Genomic DNA, 18,993 nt, shown 5'->3' with positions numbered 1-18,993 from the left:
GCCCTGAACTTATTGATGCGTAACCACAATCAGACGCAGTGCGTCCAGTCGCCAGTTGGCCTCATCCAGACTCTCCAGCACCTGCTGGCGATTGCTTTCTAACGCCTCGACTTCATCGTCACGGATGTTGGGGTTCACGGCTCTCAGGGCTTCAAGACGGGATAACTCGGCCCCCAGCTTTTCGCCTGCCTCACGCCGCGCCGCGTCAATGACGGCGCGCGCTTCACTGACGACTTCTTTTTCGGCCAGCGTAAGAATCGCGTGAACATCCTGCTGTACGGCATTCACCAGCTTACTGCCGGTATGGCGGTTAACCGCATTCAACTGACGGTTGAAACTCTCGAACTCCACTTTACCGGCCAGATTCGTACCGTTGCGATCTAACAGCAGACGCACGGGCGTTGGCGGCAGAAAACGGGTGAGTTGCAGATGTTTCGGCGCCTGCGCTTCCACCACATAGATCATTTCGACCAACAGCGTTCCCACGGGTAAGGCCTTATTCTTCAGCAATGACAGCGCACAGCTCCCGGTGTCACCTGACAGGATCAGATCCAACCCATTACGGATTAACGGATGTTCCCAGGTGATAAACTGCGTATCTTCACGCGAAAGGGCCTGATCGCGATTGAAGGTGATCGTGCAGCCATCTTCTGGCAGGCCCGGAAAATCCGGCACCAGCATATGATCCGATGGCGTCAGCACAATCAGGTTATCGCTGCGGTCTTCCTGATTGATTCCCACGATGTCGAACAGGTTGAGGGCAAAGTTAACCAGCTCGGTATCATTGTCCTGCTCGGCGATGGTATTCGCCAGCGCCTGAGCGGCGTCGCCACCGTTAGAGTTCAGTTCCAGCAGACGATCACGGCCCTGTTCCAACTGGGATTTCAGCGCGTCATGCTGCTTGCGGCATTCAATGATGAAATCATCAAAACCGTCGCTGTTTTCCGGCGCAGCCAGATAGTTGATCAGCTCTGCGTGAACGCTGTCATAGATTGCTCTGCCGGTCGGACAGGTGTGCTCAAACGCATCCAGCCCTTCGTGATACCAGCGCAGCAGCACGGCCTGCGCCGTTTTCTCCAGCCACGGCACCAGAATCTGGATATCGTGTGCCTGACCAATACGGTCCAGACGACCAATACGCTGTTCCAGCAGATCCGGGTTAAACGGCAGATCGAACATGACCAGACGGCTGGCGAACTGGAAGTTACGGCCTTCGGAGCCAATTTCGGAACACAGCAGCACTTGCGCACCGTTCTCGTCTGAAGCAAACCAGGCGGCGGCCCGATCGCGTTCAATAATCGACAAGCCTTCGTGGAACACCGCAGCGCGAATCCCTTCCCGTTCACGCAAGACCTGTTCCAACTGCAGCGCCGTCGCGGCCTGAGCGCAGATCACCAGCACCTTCTCTTTACGGTTACTGGTGAGATAACCCATAAGCCATTCAACGCGTGGATCGAAGTTCCACCAGGTGCCGGTATCGCCTTCGAATTCCTGATAGATCTGCTCCGGGTAGAGCAGGTCGCGCGCACGCGCCTCTGCGCTTTTGCGCGTTCCCATAATACCGGACACTTTAATGGCGGTTTGATACTGCGCAGGCAGCGGCAGACGGATCTGGTGCAGCTCACGTTTAGGGAAGCCTTTCACACCGTTACGCGTATTACGGAACAGAACGCGGCTGGTGCCGTGGCGATCCATCAGCATAGAAATGAGTTCTTTGCGCGCGTCCTGCTTGCCTTCTCGGTCGCTGTTTGCCACCTGCAGCAGCGGTTCAATGTCCTGCTCGCCGACCAGCTCATTGATCATATTCATCTCGCTTTGTGAGATGGCATGATCGGCCAGCAGCGAGGTGACCGCGTCCGCAATCGGACGGAAGTGCTGCTGCTCTTCAACGAAGGCGGCAAAATCATGAAAACGATTAGGATCGAGCAGGCGCAGACGCGCAAAGTGGCTCTCCATGCCCAACTGTTCTGGCGTTGCCGTCAGTAACAGGACGCCCGGCGTTTTTTCGGCCAGTTTTTCGATAACCTGATATTCACGGCTGGGTTCGCCTTCGGACCAGGCCAGGTGATGAGCTTCATCGACCACCATTAAATCCCAGTCAGCCTCCGCCAGCTTATCCAGACGCTGCTTATTACGACGGACAAAGTCCAGCGAGCAGATGATCAACTGCTCGGTGTCAAAGGCATTATCACTGTCATGCTGTGCTTCGGCATAGCGATCGTCATCGAACAGGGCAAAGCGCAGGTTGAAGCGGCGCAGCATTTCTACCAGCCATTGATGTTGCAGGGTTTCCGGCACCACAATAAGCACGCGCTCAGCCCGGCCCGCTAACAGCTGCTGCTGGATAATCATGCCGGCTTCAATGGTTTTACCTAAGCCCACTTCATCCGCCAGCAGAACGCGCGGCGCATGGCGACGGCCCACATCGTGAGCAATGTGCAGCTGGTGTGGAATCAGGTTGGTGCGCATGCCGCGCAGGCCGCTGACAGGCAGACGATACTGCTCACTTTGGTATTTACGTGCACGAAAACGCAGGGCGAAGCGATCCATTCGATCAAGCTGGCCTGCAAATAACCGGTCCTGAGGCTTACTGAACACCAGTTTGCTGTCGAGCATCACTTCGCGCAGCATAACGTCGGTTTCCTGGGTATCAAGGCGCGTGCCGATATAGGTTATCAGGTCATTGTCATTGCGGACTTCATCGACCTGCATCTGCCAGCCTTCGTGGCTGGTAACGGTATCACCCGGATTAAAAATCACGCGAGTGACCGGCGAGTCGTTGCGAGCGTAGAGGCGATTTTCCCCTGTGGCCGGAAAAATCAACGTGATCATGCGAGTATCAATCGCCACCACGGTGCCTAATCCCAGTTCACTTTCTGTATCACTGATCCAACGCTGACCTAATGTAAAAACCATATAATTTTTGCTCGAATTTTTAACGTTTTTGAAGGTGTTCCCCATTCTCAGGCAATAGCATGTCAACCAGGCAAAAGGGCCTGGTACGTCATGTCAGAGCAGTGAGTTTTGAGGAAGGGCATTATGGTACTGGATGGCAGGGCATTCGTCACCTGTCAAAAAAGCCCTAACTGCCCGGTAATGAGTGTAGCAAAGTCACCCTCGACGAAGGGCAGAATGCCTTCGGCTACGGGTTGCAGCTGTTTTGTGACGTAATGATCGTAGTCCAGCGGCGTGGTTCGGGCCTCCACGGGCTCAGGACCGCCGGTGGCAATCACATAGCGAATGCGGCCTCCGGTCTGGTATTGCAGCGGCCTGCCCAGTTTACGGTTCTGTTCATCAGCCAGGCGGGCGGCGCGAACGTGCGGCGGCACGTTTCGTTCATACTCGTTCAGCGGGCGGCGCAGGCGCTTTTTGTAAATCAGCTGATCGTCCAGCTCGCCCGCCAGTAATTGCGCCACGGTGGTACGGACATACTCCTCCCACGGCTGGCGATGAAATATCCGGCTGTAAAGCGCCTGCTGAAACTGCTGCGCCAGCGGCGTCCAGTCGGTACGTACCGATTCCAGCCCTTTAAACACCATACGTTCACCTTCGGCCTCCCGAATTAAGCCGGCATAACGTTTCTTACTGCCCTGTTCGGCACCGCGAATGGTGGGCATCAGGAAGCGGCAAAAGTGATTTTCATACTCCAGCTCCAGTGCGCTGGTCAGGCCGTATTGCTGTTGCAGATGCGTGCGCCACCAGTGATTAACCTTCAGCGCCAGCGAGCGGCCAATGGCTTCTGCATCGGCTTCACTGTGGGCGGATTTGAGCCAGACAAAAGTTGAGTCGGTATCGCCATAAATCACATCATAGCCTTCGGCTTCAATGAGCTCGCGGGTTTGCTGCATAATGGCGTGACCGCGCAGGGTGATGGAGGAAGCCAGCCGTGGGTCAAAAAAGCGACAGGCGCTGGTGCCCAGCACGCCGTAAAACGCATTCATGATGATTTTCAGCGCTTGCGACAGCGGTTTATTACCCTGCTGTTTTGCGGTTTCACGTCCCTGCCAAATCTGTTCAACGATAGCCGGCAGGCAGTGCGTTGTGCGGGAGAAACGTGCCTCGCGGAAACCGGTGACGGAGTCAGTGTCAGCAGGGTGCGCCAGGCCGTCAATCAGGCCGACGGGATCGATCAGGAAAGTGCGGATAATCGACGGGTACAGGCTTTTATAATCCAGCACCAGCACCGAATCATACAGGCCGGGACGGGAATCCATTACGTAACCACCGGGGCTGGCCTCTGGTGCAACATCGCCAGGATTAGGCGCAACAAAGCCGACCCGATGCATGCGGGGGATATACAGATGACTGAAGGCGGCGACGGAGCCGCCGTGGCGATCGACTGCCAGCCCGTTGACGGCTGCGCGCTCCAGCAAAAACGGCATAATCTCGGTTTTGTGGAAGATGCGCGTCACCAGCTCACAGTCTTTCAGGTTATAGCGCGCCAGCGCCGGTTTATCGTTGGCAAAACGCCAGTTGATCTCTTCCATGCGCTGCCACGGATTATCAATGGCTTTGCCTTCACCAAGCAGCTGCTGCGAGACAGCCTCCAGACTAAAGGAGGGAAAGTCCCAGAAAGCGGATTTCAGCGCATCAATACCATCGATAATCAGGCGTCCGCTGGCCTGGGCAAAAAAAACGCCGGGTTTAAAACCGTGTTCACGCCACTCCAGCACGGCCTGCTGACGGCCAAGACGCAACGGAATGCCATAGCGGTCGGCGTGTTTTTGCAGCACACGCAGGTCAAACTGCACCACGTTCCAGCCGATGATCACATCCGGGTCGTTGTCGGCAAACCAGCGATTAAGCGCGTCCAGCAACTGCGGGCGGCTTTCAAGGTAGATGAGTTCAAAATCCAGTGCGCTGGCATCACCGTTAGGCGGCCCCAGCATGTAAACCTGGCGCTGACCGCAGCCCTCCAGGCCGATGCAGTAAAGCTCCCCGTGCTGAGTGGTTTCGATATCCAGCGATACCCACTTTAGCGGCGGGCGGTAATCAGGATGAGGTTTAAGACGAGCGTTAACCACCGAATCGCCCTGAATATCTCCATCGAACCACACGGGCGCGGTGATAAACCGTTCCATCAAGTAGCGCTCGGGGGGACGGATATCGGATTCATAGAGAGGAATACCGTTTTCACGCAGTTTTTTTTCAATCCACTGCAACTGACGGTGCTGGCGGCAGTAAAGGCCAAATACCGGACGGCGGCGAAAATCTTTTAACTGCAAAGGTTGGATGCGCAGCTGACGCTCGTCCTGCAACAGCGATTCCACCTGGGCCTGATATTCAACGGGAATAAAGGCCACCGATTCCTGCGCGGGCAGCACGACGCGCTGAGCACCTGAATCGGTGGCCAGCCAGAGCGTAATTTCAGTGCCTTGCGGCGTATCGCGCCAGTGACGGCTGAGCAGAAACCCTGCGCGGGGCTTATTCACGTATTCTCCAGGCAGACAGCGAGTCGGAAGTGTAGGTTAAAAAGTATAACATGGATATTTATACAGTGTCTGCCGGTGCGTTTTGTCAATATTGACCTACAATTCTTGCCTTGACGCTGTGATGTCTGCTCTGGACAATCCAGCCTTCTGCTTTTACTGAGGATTGATATGGAAGCCTGGGTTGAACACCTGATTACACAGTCGCTGGAGTGGGCGTTGTTTGCCGTGGCGCTGGTGACATTTCTGGAGTCATTAGCGTTCGTGGGGCTGTTACTCCCTGGAACCGTGATGATGGCAAGCCTGGGCGCGCTGGTCGGTAGTGGGCAGATAGGATTATATCCGGCCTGGGCGGCGGGCTTCGTCGGCTGCCTGTTGGGCGACTGGGTATCTTATGGCATTGGCTGGAAATTTCAGGGGCCGCTCCATCGCTGGAAATACCTGCAAAAGTACAAAGGGTTACTGGATAAGACCGAACATGCGCTGTATCAGCACAGCATGTTTACCATTCTGGTCGGGCGCTTTGTGGGACCAACCCGACCGTTAATCCCGCTGGTGGCGGGCATGCTGGAACTGCCGGTGAGTAAGTTTCTGCCCCCCAACCTGATCGGCTGCATTTTATGGCCACCGCTCTATTTATTGCCGGGTATTCTGGCAGGCGTCGCGATTGATGTACCGAAAGAAGCCAGGGGCGGTCATTTCATCTGGCTGTTATTGGGCGTTGCTATTCTGGTGTGGCTGGGATGCTGGCTGTGCTGGCGCTGGTGGCGCAGCGGTAAAACCCGCGACTGGGCGACGGCGTATTTGCCGCCACAACGCCTGCGCTGGCTGGCACCGCTGAGTTTTGTCGTCGCCGTTGCAGCCTTTGTCGGCATCCAGTTTCACCCGATGATGCCGATTTTCCGCCATCTGTTGTGGCAGGTCTTTATTGGCTAACGAAGCGGGATGCCGAGCACATCGGCTTCCCGTATTTCGCCTGACAACAGCCTGTCCGTCGCGCCATCCCAGTAAACCCGTCCGTCCACCACGACAACACTGCGTGGTGCAATCTGCTGCGCATCTTCAAGGCTGTGCGACACCATCAGCAACGTAATCGCGCGGGTTTCGCAGACGGTACGCACCAGATGAAGCATCTCACCGCGCAGGGCCGGGTCAAGCGCCGAAAAAGGTTCATCCAGCAGCAGCAGCGGGCGATCGCGGAGTAAACAGCGCGCCAGCGCAACGCGCTGGCGTTGTCCACCCGAGAGCTGACCCGGCAGGCGCGTCAGCATATCGCTTAACCCCACCTGGTGGGCGATAGCCGCGACCTGCTGACGTTGCGCTGAATTAAGCTTCAATCCTGGATGTAAGCCCAGCCCCAGATTTTGTTCAACGTTAAGATGTGGAAACAGGTTGTTTTCCTGAAACAGCATCGACACCGGTCGCTGAGCGGGTACGCTGTGGGTGTGATCGACACCGTCGATCGTCAGACTGCCCTGGCTGACAGGCAGAAAGCCGGCTATCAGATTTAACAACGTGCTTTTACCCGCGCCGCTGGGGCCGAGAATAGCCAGCCGTTCGCCGCGAACGGCGTTCAGAGAAAAACGCATCGGCAAATGCTGATACAGGTAAGTCAGATTATTCAGTGTCAGCATGGCGACCCGGTAATTTTTCCATCAGAGTGAACAGAGACAGGCAGAGTAACAGCAGTATCAGCGCAGTCACGGCCCCATCTGCGCCACGATAGGAACCTATCTGCTGATAAAGGTAGAACGGCAGCGTGCGGAAATCCGCGTTGCCAAACAGCGCGACAATGCCGAAGTCACCAATTGACAGGATGCAGGCAAATGCCAGCGCCTGCGCCAGTGGACGCTTTAGCGCTCGCCGTTCAATCAGCCACAGACGGTTCCAGCCGCTGATGCCCAGTGCGCCGCACAGGCGGGTGTAACGTTCAGCGATATCTCGCATGGGGTTTTCCAGCACTTTCAGCGCGTAGGGAATGGCGATTAACGCATTGGCAAAAATGACCACGCCATCCGGGGCGTCGGGCAAACCGACCGTCGCGTTCAGCAGCAGGAAAAAGCCGGTTGCCAGCACAATACCGGGCATCGCCAGAATCAACATACCGCTGCTGTCCATGGCTTGTGCGGCGACATTACGCTGCCGCAGGCGCAGCTCCCGGCTGCTCCACAGCAACATCGTGGTCAGCACCACACATAACAGCCCGGCACCGAGCGCGATCCGCAACGAGGTCAGGGTGGCCTGCCACAGGGCCGGTTGCTGTAACGCGCCCTGAATCCCGCCCTCCAGACCATTCACAATCACCGCCAGCAGCGGAGGCAGCAGCAGCAGCAGCGCGAAAACAATCATCACGGCGTCACTGACGCGTGACAGCGTGGAGTCCTGAGGATCGCGCCAGCCCTGCAGCTGTGGACTGCCAGCCGGAATGGCTTTACTGAAGCGTTGGCTGAGGATCACCAGCATCAGGCAACAGCAGAGCTGAATAAGCGCCAGCAACGCAGCCCGGCCAGGATCGTAGTCATAACTTAACGCCTGGAAGATGGCCAGTTCGATAGTGGTTGCCTGGGGGCCACCGCCCAACGAGAGTACGGTGGCAAAACTGGCAAAGCAGAGCATGAAGATCAGTGCGCCCGTGGGCAGCAGCTGGCGGCGCAGCCAGGGCCACTCAAGCAGCCGGAACTGATGCCAGCCACGTATGTTCAACTGGGCAGCCAGCTGCCGCTGTTCGGCAGGAATGCTTTCCAGTGACTGAAGCATCAGGCGCGTAGCCAACGGCAGATTAAAAAATACGTGCGCCAGTAAAATGCCCTGCAGCCCGTAAGGTGAGAAGTGATAGTCCACACCAAGCCATGCGCAAAGCTGTGCCAGCCAGCCCACCCGACCATAAACGGTGAGCAGGCCAAACACCGCGACCAGGACGGGCAGTACCAGGGTCATAGCGCACAGGCGCAGCAACCACTGGCGGCCAGGAAAGCGGCGTCGATAAAGGGCTCGGGATAGCGGAATGGCCGGAAGCAGAGAGAGCAGGGCAGAGAGCAGGGCCTGACCCAATGAAAAGACCATCACATGGTGCAGATAATCATCCTGCAGTACCTTCAGCCAGTCGGTCGCCGGTGCCGCCATCCACAATGACGCAAATGCCAACAGCGCCACGCTGCAAAGCAGTAGCGTGGCGAGTGAACCCGGAATCAGCCAGCACGGAATTAACGGCTGACGGCGCGTTGCCATTGGCTAACCCATTGCGAACGGTGGCTGGCGACCTCTTCGGGCGAGAACTGTAATGCGGTTTTTGGCACGCTGAGTGAGGCAAAGCCAGCAGGCAGGTCGGTTTTGATCACGGGATACATCCAGTTGCCGGTCGGAATGGTGTTCTGGAAAGCTGGCGTCACCATAAATTGCATAAACAGCTGTGCCAGTTTTGGCTGTTTACTGTTGGCCAGTCTGGCCGCCACTTCTACCTGCAGATAATGGCCTTCGGCAAACGGCGCAGCGGCATAGTTATCTTTTTTCTCTTCGATGATGTGGTAAGCCGGCGATGTGGTATAGCTCAGCACCAGATCGCTTTCGCCTTTCAGGAACAGACCATAGGCTTCACTCCAACCCTTGGTAACCGTGACGGTTTTTTTCGCCAGCTTTTGCCAGGCTTCAGGGGCCTTATCGCCATAGACTTTTTGCATCCAGAGTAACAAGCCAAGGCCCGGCGTGCTGGTGCGCGGATCTTCATAAATCACGCGCCACTTCTCCGGGCTTTCCACCAGTTCTTTCAGGCTTGTAGGGGGGTTCTTCAGGGTGTTTTTGTTGTAGACGAACGCAAAGTAACCGTAATCGAAGGGCACAAAAGTGGTGTCTTTCCAGCCGTCCGGCAACTGCAGTTTGCTGGTATCCACGTCGCTTTTGGCGAAAAGGCCGGTTTGTGCCGCCGCCTGCACGAGATTGTTGTCCAGGCCTAATACCACATCGGCCTTGCTGTTTTTGCCTTCCATGCGCACGCGGTTCAGCAGAGATACCCCGTCTTCCAGGGCAACAAATTTCAGTTCGCAATCGCACTGGGCTTCAAACGCTTTTTTTACGGCCGGGCCGGGGCCCCAGTCAGCGGAAAAGGAGTCGTAGGTGTAAACCGTCAGGACAGGTTTGGCGGCGAATACCGGGGTAGAAAGTAACAGCAGCACGGGCAGGACGTTTTTTAACACTTTGCGCTCCTAATGGCGGCAGGGTTGAGTCGCAAAGGATCTGAGCAAAGTAGCCTCTCAAATCCCTACGTCGGTATTAACCGATTCAGGTTCGACGGGTATTTCTCAGCGCTCTGACACTGTGGAAAGAGGCACCCCGTTGAGAACGTGACATTCTAGTCATTTAACGGTCAGGGGGGAAGGCTCACAGCGTGGGCGGGGCAAACCAGGCGGATTTAAAATCAAACCAGCCCAGCGTATTCATTCGGACGCCGCGCATGCTTCGCTGGCCCTCCAGCAGTAGCCAGTGGTGAAACAACGGATGGAGCCAGTTATTCTCAACCAGGTGTTTACCCCATTCGGCAAGGGGAAGCGTTTTTTCGCGCCAGCGCGCGGCATCCTGCTGCCAGTTAACCGGCAGGCAGTGCTGCATCAACGGCGTTTCGTATAACAACGCAAACAGTGAATACTCAAGTGGCAGAGTAAAATTGACGCTGCCCAGCCAGATATCGCTTTCGCCCTCGCCCTGATGCCAGCTCTCGTAACTGACCTCTCGGGTTTCCAAAGCAACGCCATGTTCTGCCAGCAGTGGACGCAGGGCATCCGTAATGCTGACATGCTCAATATGCTGATTATACCAGGTCAGTGTCAGCGTCGTGAGGCCGGCAGGTTTTTCCACCGGGGTCAGATCGCGGCGATGGTGCCAGCGGGGCAGCAGGCCGTAAGCCGGGAACCAGTAGCGCTGATAACCCATGCCCGCCTTATTGAGGAGTGCAATCGGATTAAGCAGGTAGCTTACCCAGCGCCGGATGTCCCGATCGGCGGCTTTTTCTGAACGCTGATCGAACAGTAAATAGTAGCAACCCTCTTCAAGGCGGCTCTCTTCCTGTTTCTCATCGGCATTTTCGCCCTGCAGACGAACGCCGGCATACACCAGCTCGTCGCTGATCTCGGGCAGGACCCAAACCGACACGTCATCGATCAACGCGCGATAGCCAAAATAATCATCAAACGCTTCGATCTTCAGCTGGCTTTGCTGATTGCGTATCACCCGATAGGGGCCGGTTCCCACAGGCTGGCGGGCAAAATCGCGGATTTCAGGCCATTCACGCGGCAGAATCATGGCGCTGACGCTGCCCAGTAGCCAGGGCAGCCAGCTGTCGGGCTGGTCTAAATAAATATCCAGCGTCCAGGGGGCAGGAGAATCGATCCGGTGGATATGGGAAAACAGAGGATGCTGGCGCTGACGTTCAAGACTGGCGATAACGTCGGCCATGTCCAGTTCCCGGCCATGGTGAAAACGGATGGCCGGCCGTATATAGAAGCGCCAGTGACGATCCGAGGTCTGCTGCCAGTGATGGGCGATATCGGCTTCGATTTCCCCCTTTTCCTCATTTATACGGGTCAGGCCGCTAAAGATCTGGCGGGCAATATGGGTTTCGGAACGGCGCAGTGGCGATCCGGGCAACAGATTGAGCAGAGGACGGTAGTAAAGGACGCGCAAAATATGTTTGCCCTGGCGAAAACTGCGCCCCAGGTGCGCGCTAATCATCTGCCTGACCTGGTTTTTATCCCCCACCAGTTGGACTAACTGATCGATACGATCCTGCTCTAGCAGGTCTTCGGCACGCTGCTGCTGCAGTGCCAGCCCGGTATAGCAGAAGGTGAGCAGGGAGCGTTTTCCCCGTCCGGCTTCGGCCTGCCAGGTCAGCCAGCCAGCCTCCTGCATTCTGTTTAGCAGGTTTCGCATATGGCGACGCGAACAGTGCAGCAAATCAGCCAGTTCACCCAGGGTTGTTTCCTGCGATTGCCCCTGGCAACTTTGCCACAGACGAATGAACTGCTGCTTCAGACGTGATGAAGACATAAAAGAGGAACTCCCTGAGAAACGTGCTCTGTTTTTCTTACCTCATTTTAGAGGCAAGCTTTCCTGTAATGGAAGAGCGGGAGGCATTCAGTCATGAATGGCGCTCTGACATGGACTGGCAGCGATGTCTGTCCCTTCTGAGTCGTGTGTTACCATTTCGCCAGCAGCGTTATTCTGCTGGCTTTTTTCGCTTAGGGTAACGGTTCTTTGCCGGAGACGGGCGTCAGCACCTTATTCATATTGATGCCCGTCACCTGAAAACCGGCGGTGTCGTAAAGCTGACGTGCAGAGGGGTTATCTGCCGCGACGCGCAGCCTGATTTGCGTGAAACCCTGCTCAATGAGCCGCTTTTCTAACGCCGCCATGGACGCCCGGCCGAGGCCTTGTCTGCGGAAGGCCGGGAACAGGTAAAAGTCATTTATAAAGACGGATCTAAACGCCAGGTCCGGTTTGTACCACAGGTAACCGACAGGTTGTGCGTTATCCCTACTGGTGTCAGTGATAGACAAAATAACGTGCCCGGTCGTTTTTTCGCCGTCAGGGAAGCTGGACAGGATAGTCTGACGAGCCTGTCGCAGCGCATCCTCTTGTGAAATGCGGTCATTGCTGACTATCTCTGCGGCATAGTCAGCAATGAAATAATCTGTAAACGCAGCGAATTCGTCAGCGGTTAGCGGCCTGAAAGTAATCATGTCTCGTTCTCGTCGTGAAGGTGGCAGTCATAAAACAGTGTACTGGCGATGAAACGCGAGGCAATTTTGTTGATGATTACCTACTAAAAACCTTATCCGGGCAGCCTGAGCCGCGCCACCAGGTACGAAAGGTTTCGCAGGCAGAAGGCAATAAGAAAGCGGCAACACGCGCGGTATAACCTGACATGCAGTAGGCTATGAGCATCATCCGTTTGTTATTTTACGTTGAGTATAATCAGGCAAAATGAAGGGCTGACGCCCATCAGTCATGCAACCTGTTTATCACTTTCATCCTGTAAGGGACCTGGCATGAAATCGTTGTTCTCGCTCTTCAAGCGCTTTAATCCTGTCTTTTTTGCCTTTATGGTAACCGCATTTATCCTCGGTATTGCCGGTGCTTTGCAGGCACCCACGCTAAGCCTGTTTTTATCACGGGAAGTGCAGGTGCCGCCGCTGTGGGTAGGACTGTTTTTTACCATCAATGCCATTGCAGGCATTGTGGTGAGCATGATGATCGCAAAGCGCTCCGACAGCGTCGGCGATCGACGTAATATCATCTTACTGTGCTGCATCCTTGCCCTGGCAAACGCCATACTGTTCGCGTTTACCCGCCATTATCTGACGCTGATAACCTTAGGTGTGCTGCTCTCATCGCTGGCGAATGTCGCCATGCCACAGCTCTTTGCGCTGGCGCGAGAATATGCCGACAGTGCTTCGCGCGAAGTGGTGATGTTCAGCTCCATTATGCGTGCGCAGGTGTCGCTGGCATGGGTGATTGGGCCACCTTTGTCGTTTGCGCTGGCGCTGAATTTTGGTTTCGTGACGCTGTTCAGTGTGGCGGCCGGGCTGTTTTTTATCTGTTTTCTGCTGGTCTGGTTCACGGTGCCCTCGGTGCCGCGCACCGCTTCCCTGATGCAGTCGGGCGGTATTCCTCTGAGCGGCTGGCGTATTCGTGACGTGCGCGTCCTGTTTGCTGCATCGACCCTGATGTGGACCTGCAACACCATGTACATCATCGACATGCCGCTGTGGATCAGCAATGATTTGGGCTTGCCCGAAAACCTTGCCGGTCTCTTAATGGGCACGGCCGCCGGGCTGGAAATCCCGGTCATGATCCTGGCGGGCTTCTATGCCAAACGCTTGGGCAAACGCAATATGATGGTGGCAGCGGTTGCCTCAGCCGTGGTGTTTTACAGCGGACTGATTCTGTTTCACAGCCATCTGGCATTGCTGATCCTGCAGGTGTTTAACGCCCTGTTTATCGGCGTAGTCGCAGGCATCGGGATGTTGTGGTTTCAGGATCTGATGCCTGGACGGGCTGGGGCGGCCACAACCCTGTTTACCAACAGCATTTCGACCGGCATCATCCTGGCGGGGTTATGTCAGGGCATGCTGGTTGAACATTTTGGTCACGGCAGCGTGTACTGGGTAATTGCCGCGATTGCTGTGCTGACGCTGGTGATGATACGCAAAGTTAAAGACGTTTAATACGCGCGTTCCCCCGGAATAACAGTGCCGGGGGAACAGTACTTTAAAGAACAATCCGCTTAATATCGCCTATGATAAAGGTATAGGCGACTAAGCCAATAACCGCCGTGATGCCGATATACACTAACGCATAAAAAAAACTGCTCGTCATTGAAATAATAATACCAATAATCAGGGGTGCCAAAATCGAGGCCATATTGGCGCAAAAATTAAATATACCGCCAGTGAGACCTGCCATTGAAGCAGGTGCAATATCCGCGATAATTGTCCAGCCCAATCCGACCATACCTTGACCAAAAAAGGCAATGGACATAATAATGATCACGGCGCTATCTGAACTCATCCAGTTAGCAGCAATGATCATGCCGGAAAGAATTAAGCCGCTAATGACTGGGAGTTTTCGGCTCAGATTAATGGAACCCGTTTTACTTAATAATTTATCAGACAGCCAACCGCCAAAGAAAACGCCTACAGCGGCAGCCATAAATGGCCACACTGAGAAAAAACCCACCTGAAGCCATTCAAGTTGCCGTTCTTTCGCTAAATAGGTGGGGAACCATGTCAGGAAAAAGACCAGTGTCGTATTTCCAGCGAATTGTCCGAGGCTGGCACCGATGATTTGCCGACAGCATATTAAACGTTTAGCATCGGGCCAGTTAAAAGGCGTGTTTTTGATTTTTTCGATAGGTTCATTGTTGAGAATATATTCAATTTCTTCCTGGTTGGCTTTTTTTGATACTTCAGGTTCATGATAAAAACGCCACCAAATAAACGTGAAAATAATACCGGCCCCGCCGGTGATCAAAAAAAGGCTGCGCCAGCTATGATGCTCCAGAATGATATAGAGTAAGGGCGAAAATGCCGCCAGGCCAATATATTCCCCGACAGAATAGGTTGCGGTGGCGCGAGCACGTTCATGACGAGGAAACCATTTTGCTACTACGCGGCTATTGACCGGAAAACACGGAGCTTCGCTTAGCCCCAGTCCCAGCCTCAGTAAGATCAATGATTTGAGTCCAAAAGTAAAGGTTTGCAGTAGGGTGAAAATCGACCAAAACATAATAGAAAGCGCATAGGTCAGTTTATTACCAAAGCGATCTAAAAACATCCCACCAGGGATTTGTGCCAGCGTATACGTCCAGGCGAAAGCAGAAAAGGCAACGCCCATCATGGCAGGATCGATGTCAAGTTCACTGGTGATTTTTGGCGCAACGATGCCCAGGATTGTGCGATCAAGATAGTTAATCATTGTACCAATGGATATTAATAGCAGAATAACCATTCTGACTTTCGTGGGTTTCTTTTTCTGCATGTACCTGCCAGTCTGTTCCTCTTGGTATGACTTTTTCATGGTGTATTCCTGAAGTTTAAACTATTTTTTGATGTTTTTTTTACATTAAAAAATAGTCTGACATTGCTAATCTTTTTTGCTTGTTTATAGCATTTTTCTAGTGCCATTAATTTTGACCTGAGTACATAATTAGTTCTTTTGACGATGATAAAGTAGGGATAGATGATTTACTTTTTATTTAAAGGCAAATGCCATGAACCTGAAGCAACTTTATTATTTTAAACGCCTGTCAGAAACTGAGCATTACACAGAAGCAGCATCCAGCCTTTTTATCACCCAGCCATCGTTGAGTCATGCTATCGCAGAGTTAGAAAAGGAGTTAGGCGTATCACTCTTTTCCCGTCAGGGCAGAAATGTGAGGATTAGCGAAAGTGGTAAATGCTTTTTACCCTATGTTGAGACGGCACTTTCAGCATTGGAAAATGGCAAGGAGGTGCTAAAAAATAATCAATTTCTGTGCCGGGAAAATATCCGGATTGCGTTTATCTATACTATGGGGGAATATGTTGTTCCGCAAATTATCAACAAGTATTCCCAACACTTGTGTCATAACGATGTGACATTCTCTTTTAAACAGGGAACGTCAGTTGTGTTGTTGCAGTCACTAAAAGCGGATAGGGTTGATATGGTCATTTGTTCTCGCATTGGCGACGATCCTGATATTGAATTTATCCCGGTGATTGAACAAGAATTAGTGGTGGTGGCGGCGAAAGATCATCCGTTAGCGCGTTTATACGACAGTGAAGTTGATTTAGCGGAGACCATTCGTTATCCCTATGTCTATTTTTCAGAAAGTAGTGGGCTACGTCCATTTATTGACGGAATCTTTCAACAGCAAAAGCTGTCACCGGACATTGCCTGCTATGTGGAAGAGGATTTGGCAATGGCCGGATTGGTCAGTATCGGTTATGGTATCGCCATCATGCCAAGGATTGCGGCACTCGCGTACTACAATATTCATATCCTGACGATCAAAAATTCGCTCCCACCCCGTTATATTTGTCTGGCGACGATTAAAACCAAAAAGCTTTCACCCGCTGTGCTTAGGCTAAAAAACTTTATTATCGCGAACAGCGAGGTCGCCCAGAAACATGCCCAAAGCACGGCTTTGGGCATATCAGCATCTAGGAAAGCGTCTCCATCATCTCCCGCAACTGTGTAACAGCGATTTGCCCTGGTGCTGAGGACTGGCCCAGGGTGCCAAAAGTCATTGCGGAACCGAACAGGCGTCCGGTTACCCGACTGACACCGCCCATTTTTCCCATCGACATAGTGATAAGCGGCCGCGTTGCGTAGCACTCTTTCATTAACAGGGTGGCAGACAGCAGCGTCAGCACATCCTGCGGTGTCTGAGGCATTACGGCGATCTTCGGCAGGTCTGCACCTAAATCCTGCATGCGGCGCAGCCGGTAAATGATCTCTTCCTTCGCCGGTGTTTGGTGGAAATCATGATTACTCATAATGACCTTAACACCGACGTTATGGGCCTCGCTTACCAGCGAACGGATGCGTGACTCATCATTAAACAACTCAATATCAATCACATCAGCCAGTCCGCTTAAGGCGGCTGCACGGTTGAGCGCGAAGTATTCGTCATCACTGATTTCCGCCTCGCCGCCTTCTTTTTTACTGCGGAAGGTGAAGATCAGCGGTGTTTCCCCCAGTTGCTGACGAATGTCGGCCAGCGCCAGTAAGACTTCACTCACGTCTTTCCCATCGATGAAGTGGTCGACGCGCCATTCAATAATGTCTGACTTTGCTGTGGCCAGTAACTGCGCTCCGGCCTGAAGGTCAGCGCGAGTACGGCCTGTCAAGGGCACACATAGCAGCGTTTGTCCCTGTTGGAATATGATGTTTTTAACCCTAACCGTTTGAGTCATAGTCATTCCTGTTTTAACTGTTCAACGGGGTGCTGAGGCAGTTTGGCTGCGTTTTTCCGCACAATGAAATTGAAGCTGGCGGGAACCGATATAAAGCGCAAGGATAAAACCTGCCACCGCAATAATCAGATCAAACCACATGATGCTGGCGATACTGATTCGTGAAAGATGTGCTGTAAATAAAGGGATGGTAAAACTGGCCAGACTGCCGGCGGTGTAAAAGACCCCTGTCGCAAAGCCTTTCGCATGGGGAAAACTCATCGCCATGATCGTTGCCCCCAGTTGCATAACGCCGCCTGCGGCCGCAAACCCAAAGACGAACGCAAAACCAGTAACCATTTGTGGCGTCGGATAGAGGCAGACGATCAGCACTGAGAGGGCCGACAAGAAAGTGTAAATGATCATCGCAATGGCTGAGCTCAACACTTTTTTCACCATGACCGCCGTGACGAATACGCAGGTCAGCGATCCTGCCGTGTAGATACTGAGTAATTTCACCGATGCGGTATAGGGCATACCAGCGACAAACTGCCCATACTGTGCCAACCATTGGCTCACCAGATAAAAGGTCGCCATACTGATATAGCCGTATAAGGTGAACACAACCATATCCAACTGATACAGACGACTACGCGGTGGGGTTGCCACCGTGGCTGATCCTTCCGCGACGTTCTGTACCCGATGATCGGGAAACGGCATCTTGATCAGGTAGATCCCGCTCATCATCATTAAGGCTGCTGCCAGCACGAATGACCAACCAAACCACAAATCCGTCCAGATAAGCAGGCTAATGATAAACGGCAATAAAAATTGCCCGGCGGAGACAAACGCTTTAATCAGCACGTTAGCGCGGCTGGCCGAGTCCGGGAAAGCCTCCATCAGCGTCGGATAGGTGGCTGAATCAAGGAAACTGTTTGCCATACCTGCCAGCACGCCAAAGATATAAGCCGTATAAATATCTCGGGTAAACAGAATACCGATGAAAAACGCCACGTAACTCATGATGCCCAAATAGACAAAAGGCTTGCGGCCAAAACGATCCGACAGAAAACCGGTAATGATGGTAATCAGTTTGCCAATGCCCAGTGAGGAAATCACAATCGATACGCCCGCCGCATCGGTGTTCCATTGCACCTGCAGGTTAGCCATATTGAGAGTGATGACCAGCACGCCCATGCCATGAATGAGATAATTGAGATACAGCCCAGCGGCGGTGGGAATATATTTGTTTTTCATCTCTGTCATCCTCAAAAAAGGATTTTTTTGAGGTGATCAACAGGCATCGGTTTTCCTGTCCAGATTTCAAACGCGCTTGCGCCTTGCCACAGCATCATGCCGAGACCATTAATAATACGGCAGCCTTTTTTCTCTGCGATCTCAAGCAGATGTGTTTTACGTGGGATATATACAACATCCGAGACAATGAGCTCAGGACGCAGGAAGCTGTCGTCGGGGAGCAACATCTGACCTTCAAACGGTTTCATGCCCACGCCGGTCGCATTGGTGAGAATAACGCTGTCGTTAATCTCAGCGCGTAAACGGTCATGGTCGTCGAGATCAAAAAGCTGAATCTCACAGTCAGTATGGGCACGAATTTTCGCCACGGTTTCCTGCGCATTGGCAAAGAACTTATCGCGTTGGTTAAATACCGAGATCGCCTTTACCCCATCCAGCGCGGCCTGAACGCAAATGGCCGTTGCCGCACCGCCAGCGCCCAGAACAGTCATCTTTTTGCCCAGGATATCTATGCGCTCTTCAGCGAGGGCGCGCATGTAACCTGTACCATCAGTGATGTGCCCGGTTAGCACGCCATTATCATTCACGACGGTGTTCACCGCGCCAACAAGCTGCGCAGCGGGAGACAGCTTATCCAGATAACGACAAACCTCCGTTTTATTGGGCATGGAAACATTGCATCCGCGCAGCTTCAGTGCACGAAAACCTTGCACCACCTCCTTCAGTTCCTCAGTGCCGACCTCAAAAGCCAGGTAAGCATAGTCCAGCCCAAGATGCGCGAAGGCTTCGTTGTGCATGGTTGGCGACATACTGTGGCGAATAGGGGTGGCTATTAGCCCAATCAGCTCGGTATGCCCGGTAATACGTTCTGCCATGATAGT

The 18,993-nt window shown here is 53.5% G+C and carries 14 protein-coding genes and 1 riboswitch; of the genes, 3 read left to right on the top strand and 11 right to left on the bottom strand.

The window, feature by feature from the left end:
* Window positions 1-9: 9 nt before the first annotated feature.
* Together rapA and polB are read right to left on the bottom strand one after the other, a co-directional pair.
* Entirely contained in the window at window positions 10-2,916 is a 2,907-nt protein-coding gene (rapA, locus tag NR177_RS13535; protein WP_063881107.1) for an RNA polymerase-associated protein RapA, read from the bottom strand.
* A gap of 155 nt (window positions 2,917-3,071) precedes the next feature.
* Window positions 3,072-5,432, bottom strand: a complete 2,361-nt coding sequence (gene polB, locus NR177_RS13530; protein ID WP_256853062.1) for a DNA polymerase II — start codon at window positions 5,430-5,432, stop codon at window positions 3,072-3,074.
* Window positions 5,433-5,600: 168 nt separating this feature from the next.
* On the opposite strand from polB, the gene NR177_RS13525 reads away from it, so the two are divergent.
* Window positions 5,601-6,365 (top strand): DedA family protein, encoded by a 765-nt coding sequence (locus NR177_RS13525; protein WP_256853061.1) that lies wholly within the window; start codon window positions 5,601-5,603, stop codon window positions 6,363-6,365.
* On the opposite strand, the gene thiQ is transcribed toward NR177_RS13525, so the two are convergent.
* The 5 genes from thiQ to NR177_RS13500 all read right to left on the bottom strand — a co-directional run bounded on the left by thiQ (window position 6,362) and on the right by NR177_RS13500 (window position 12,157).
* Entirely contained in the window at window positions 6,362-7,063 is a 702-nt protein-coding gene (gene thiQ / locus NR177_RS13520) for a thiamine ABC transporter ATP-binding protein ThiQ (RefSeq protein WP_109716554.1), read from the bottom strand. The genes NR177_RS13525 and thiQ overlap by 4 nt on opposite strands.
* Window positions 7,047-8,657: a thiamine/thiamine pyrophosphate ABC transporter permease ThiP gene (gene thiP, locus NR177_RS13515; RefSeq protein ID WP_256853060.1), complete on the bottom strand. Its 1,611-nt coding sequence runs from the start codon at window positions 8,655-8,657 to the stop codon at window positions 7,047-7,049. The genes thiQ and thiP overlap by 17 nt, the downstream gene beginning before the upstream one ends.
* The gene (gene thiB / locus NR177_RS13510) at window positions 8,633-9,619 is read right to left on the bottom strand and encodes a thiamine ABC transporter substrate binding subunit (RefSeq protein WP_256853059.1); all 987 of its coding nucleotides are present in this window, start codon (window positions 9,617-9,619) and stop codon (window positions 8,633-8,635) included. The genes thiP and thiB overlap by 25 nt, the downstream gene beginning before the upstream one ends.
* Before the next feature lie 44 nt (window positions 9,620-9,663).
* Window positions 9,664-9,768, bottom strand: a riboswitch (TPP riboswitch).
* A 35-nt stretch (window positions 9,769-9,803) separates the two neighbouring features.
* Window positions 9,804-11,465, bottom strand: a complete 1,662-nt coding sequence (sgrR, locus tag NR177_RS13505; protein WP_241567489.1) for an HTH-type transcriptional regulator SgrR — start codon at window positions 11,463-11,465, stop codon at window positions 9,804-9,806.
* A 191-nt stretch (window positions 11,466-11,656) separates the two neighbouring features.
* Entirely contained in the window at window positions 11,657-12,157 is a 501-nt protein-coding gene (locus NR177_RS13500; RefSeq protein WP_256853058.1) for a GNAT family N-acetyltransferase, read from the bottom strand.
* 309 nt (window positions 12,158-12,466) lie between these two features.
* Between NR177_RS13500 and NR177_RS13495 the strand changes: the two genes are divergently transcribed.
* Window positions 12,467-13,645, top strand: a complete 1,179-nt coding sequence (locus tag NR177_RS13495) for an MFS transporter (protein ID WP_256853057.1) — start codon at window positions 12,467-12,469, stop codon at window positions 13,643-13,645.
* 43 nt (window positions 13,646-13,688) lie between these two features.
* Here the strand turns inward: NR177_RS13495 and NR177_RS13490 are convergent, their stop codons facing one another.
* Entirely contained in the window at window positions 13,689-14,996 is a 1,308-nt protein-coding gene (locus tag NR177_RS13490; protein WP_256853056.1) for an MFS transporter, read from the bottom strand.
* 193 nt (window positions 14,997-15,189) lie between these two features.
* Here NR177_RS13490 and NR177_RS13485 point away from each other — a divergent pair, with 193 nt between their 5' ends.
* Entirely contained in the window at window positions 15,190-16,158 is a 969-nt protein-coding gene (locus NR177_RS13485; protein WP_241567492.1) for a LysR family transcriptional regulator, read from the top strand.
* Here the strand turns inward: NR177_RS13485 and aroD are convergent.
* Genes aroD through NR177_RS13470 form a run of 3 tightly spaced genes read right to left on the bottom strand, consistent with a single transcriptional unit; the run spans window position 16,121 to window position 18,987 of the window.
* Window positions 16,121-16,876: a type I 3-dehydroquinate dehydratase gene (gene aroD / locus NR177_RS13480; protein WP_256853055.1), complete on the bottom strand. Its 756-nt coding sequence runs from the start codon at window positions 16,874-16,876 to the stop codon at window positions 16,121-16,123. The genes NR177_RS13485 and aroD overlap by 38 nt on opposite strands.
* A 21-nt stretch (window positions 16,877-16,897) precedes the next feature.
* A complete protein-coding gene (locus NR177_RS13475) occupies window positions 16,898-18,112 on the bottom strand; it encodes an MFS transporter (RefSeq protein WP_256853054.1) in 1,215 nt (404 codons plus the stop codon).
* An 11-nt stretch (window positions 18,113-18,123) separates the two neighbouring features.
* Window positions 18,124-18,987 carry a shikimate dehydrogenase gene (locus tag NR177_RS13470; RefSeq protein WP_096010978.1) on the bottom strand — a complete coding sequence of 288 codons (864 nt, stop codon included), beginning with the start codon at window positions 18,985-18,987 and terminating at the stop codon, window positions 18,124-18,126.
* Window positions 18,988-18,993: the final 6 nt, after the last annotated feature.

The sequence above is a fragment of the Pantoea sp. Fr+CA_20 genome (assembly GCF_024520835.1).
Lineage (GTDB): Bacteria > Pseudomonadota > Gammaproteobacteria > Enterobacterales > Enterobacteriaceae > Pantoea > Pantoea allii.
Note: the sequence above shows the minus strand (reverse complement) of the source record. Positions and strands in the feature narration are given on the sequence as shown.

Bases quoted from the DNA above. Each gene is read 5' to 3' on its own strand.
- NR177_RS13485 (WP_241567492.1), top strand. From the start codon at position 15,190: ATGAACCTGAAGCAACTTTATTATTTTAAACGCCTGTCAGAAACTGAG.
- NR177_RS13525 (WP_256853061.1), top strand. From the start codon at position 5,601: ATGGAAGCCTGGGTTGAACACCTGATTACACAGTCGCTGGAGTGGGCG.
- NR177_RS13470 (WP_096010978.1), bottom strand. From the start codon at position 18,987: ATGGCAGAACGTATTACCGGGCATACCGAGCTGATTGGGCTAATAGCC.
- rapA (WP_063881107.1), bottom strand. From the start codon at position 2,916: ATGGTTTTTACATTAGGTCAGCGTTGGATCAGTGATACAGAAAGTGAA.
- NR177_RS13475 (WP_256853054.1), bottom strand. From the start codon at position 18,112: ATGAAAAACAAATATATTCCCACCGCCGCTGGGCTGTATCTCAATTAT.
- NR177_RS13500 (WP_256853058.1), bottom strand. From the start codon at position 12,157: ATGATTACTTTCAGGCCGCTAACCGCTGACGAATTCGCTGCGTTTACA.
- thiQ (WP_109716554.1), bottom strand. From the start codon at position 7,063: ATGCTGACACTGAATAATCTGACTTACCTGTATCAGCATTTGCCGATG.
- aroD (WP_256853055.1), bottom strand. From the start codon at position 16,876: ATGACTCAAACGGTTAGGGTTAAAAACATCATATTCCAACAGGGACAA.
- thiP (WP_256853060.1), bottom strand. From the start codon at position 8,657: ATGGCAACGCGCCGTCAGCCGTTAATTCCGTGCTGGCTGATTCCGGGT.
- NR177_RS13490 (WP_256853056.1), bottom strand. From the start codon at position 14,996: ATGAAAAAGTCATACCAAGAGGAACAGACTGGCAGGTACATGCAGAAA.
- sgrR (WP_241567489.1), bottom strand. From the start codon at position 11,465: ATGTCTTCATCACGTCTGAAGCAGCAGTTCATTCGTCTGTGGCAAAGT.
- NR177_RS13495 (WP_256853057.1), top strand. From the start codon at position 12,467: ATGAAATCGTTGTTCTCGCTCTTCAAGCGCTTTAATCCTGTCTTTTTT.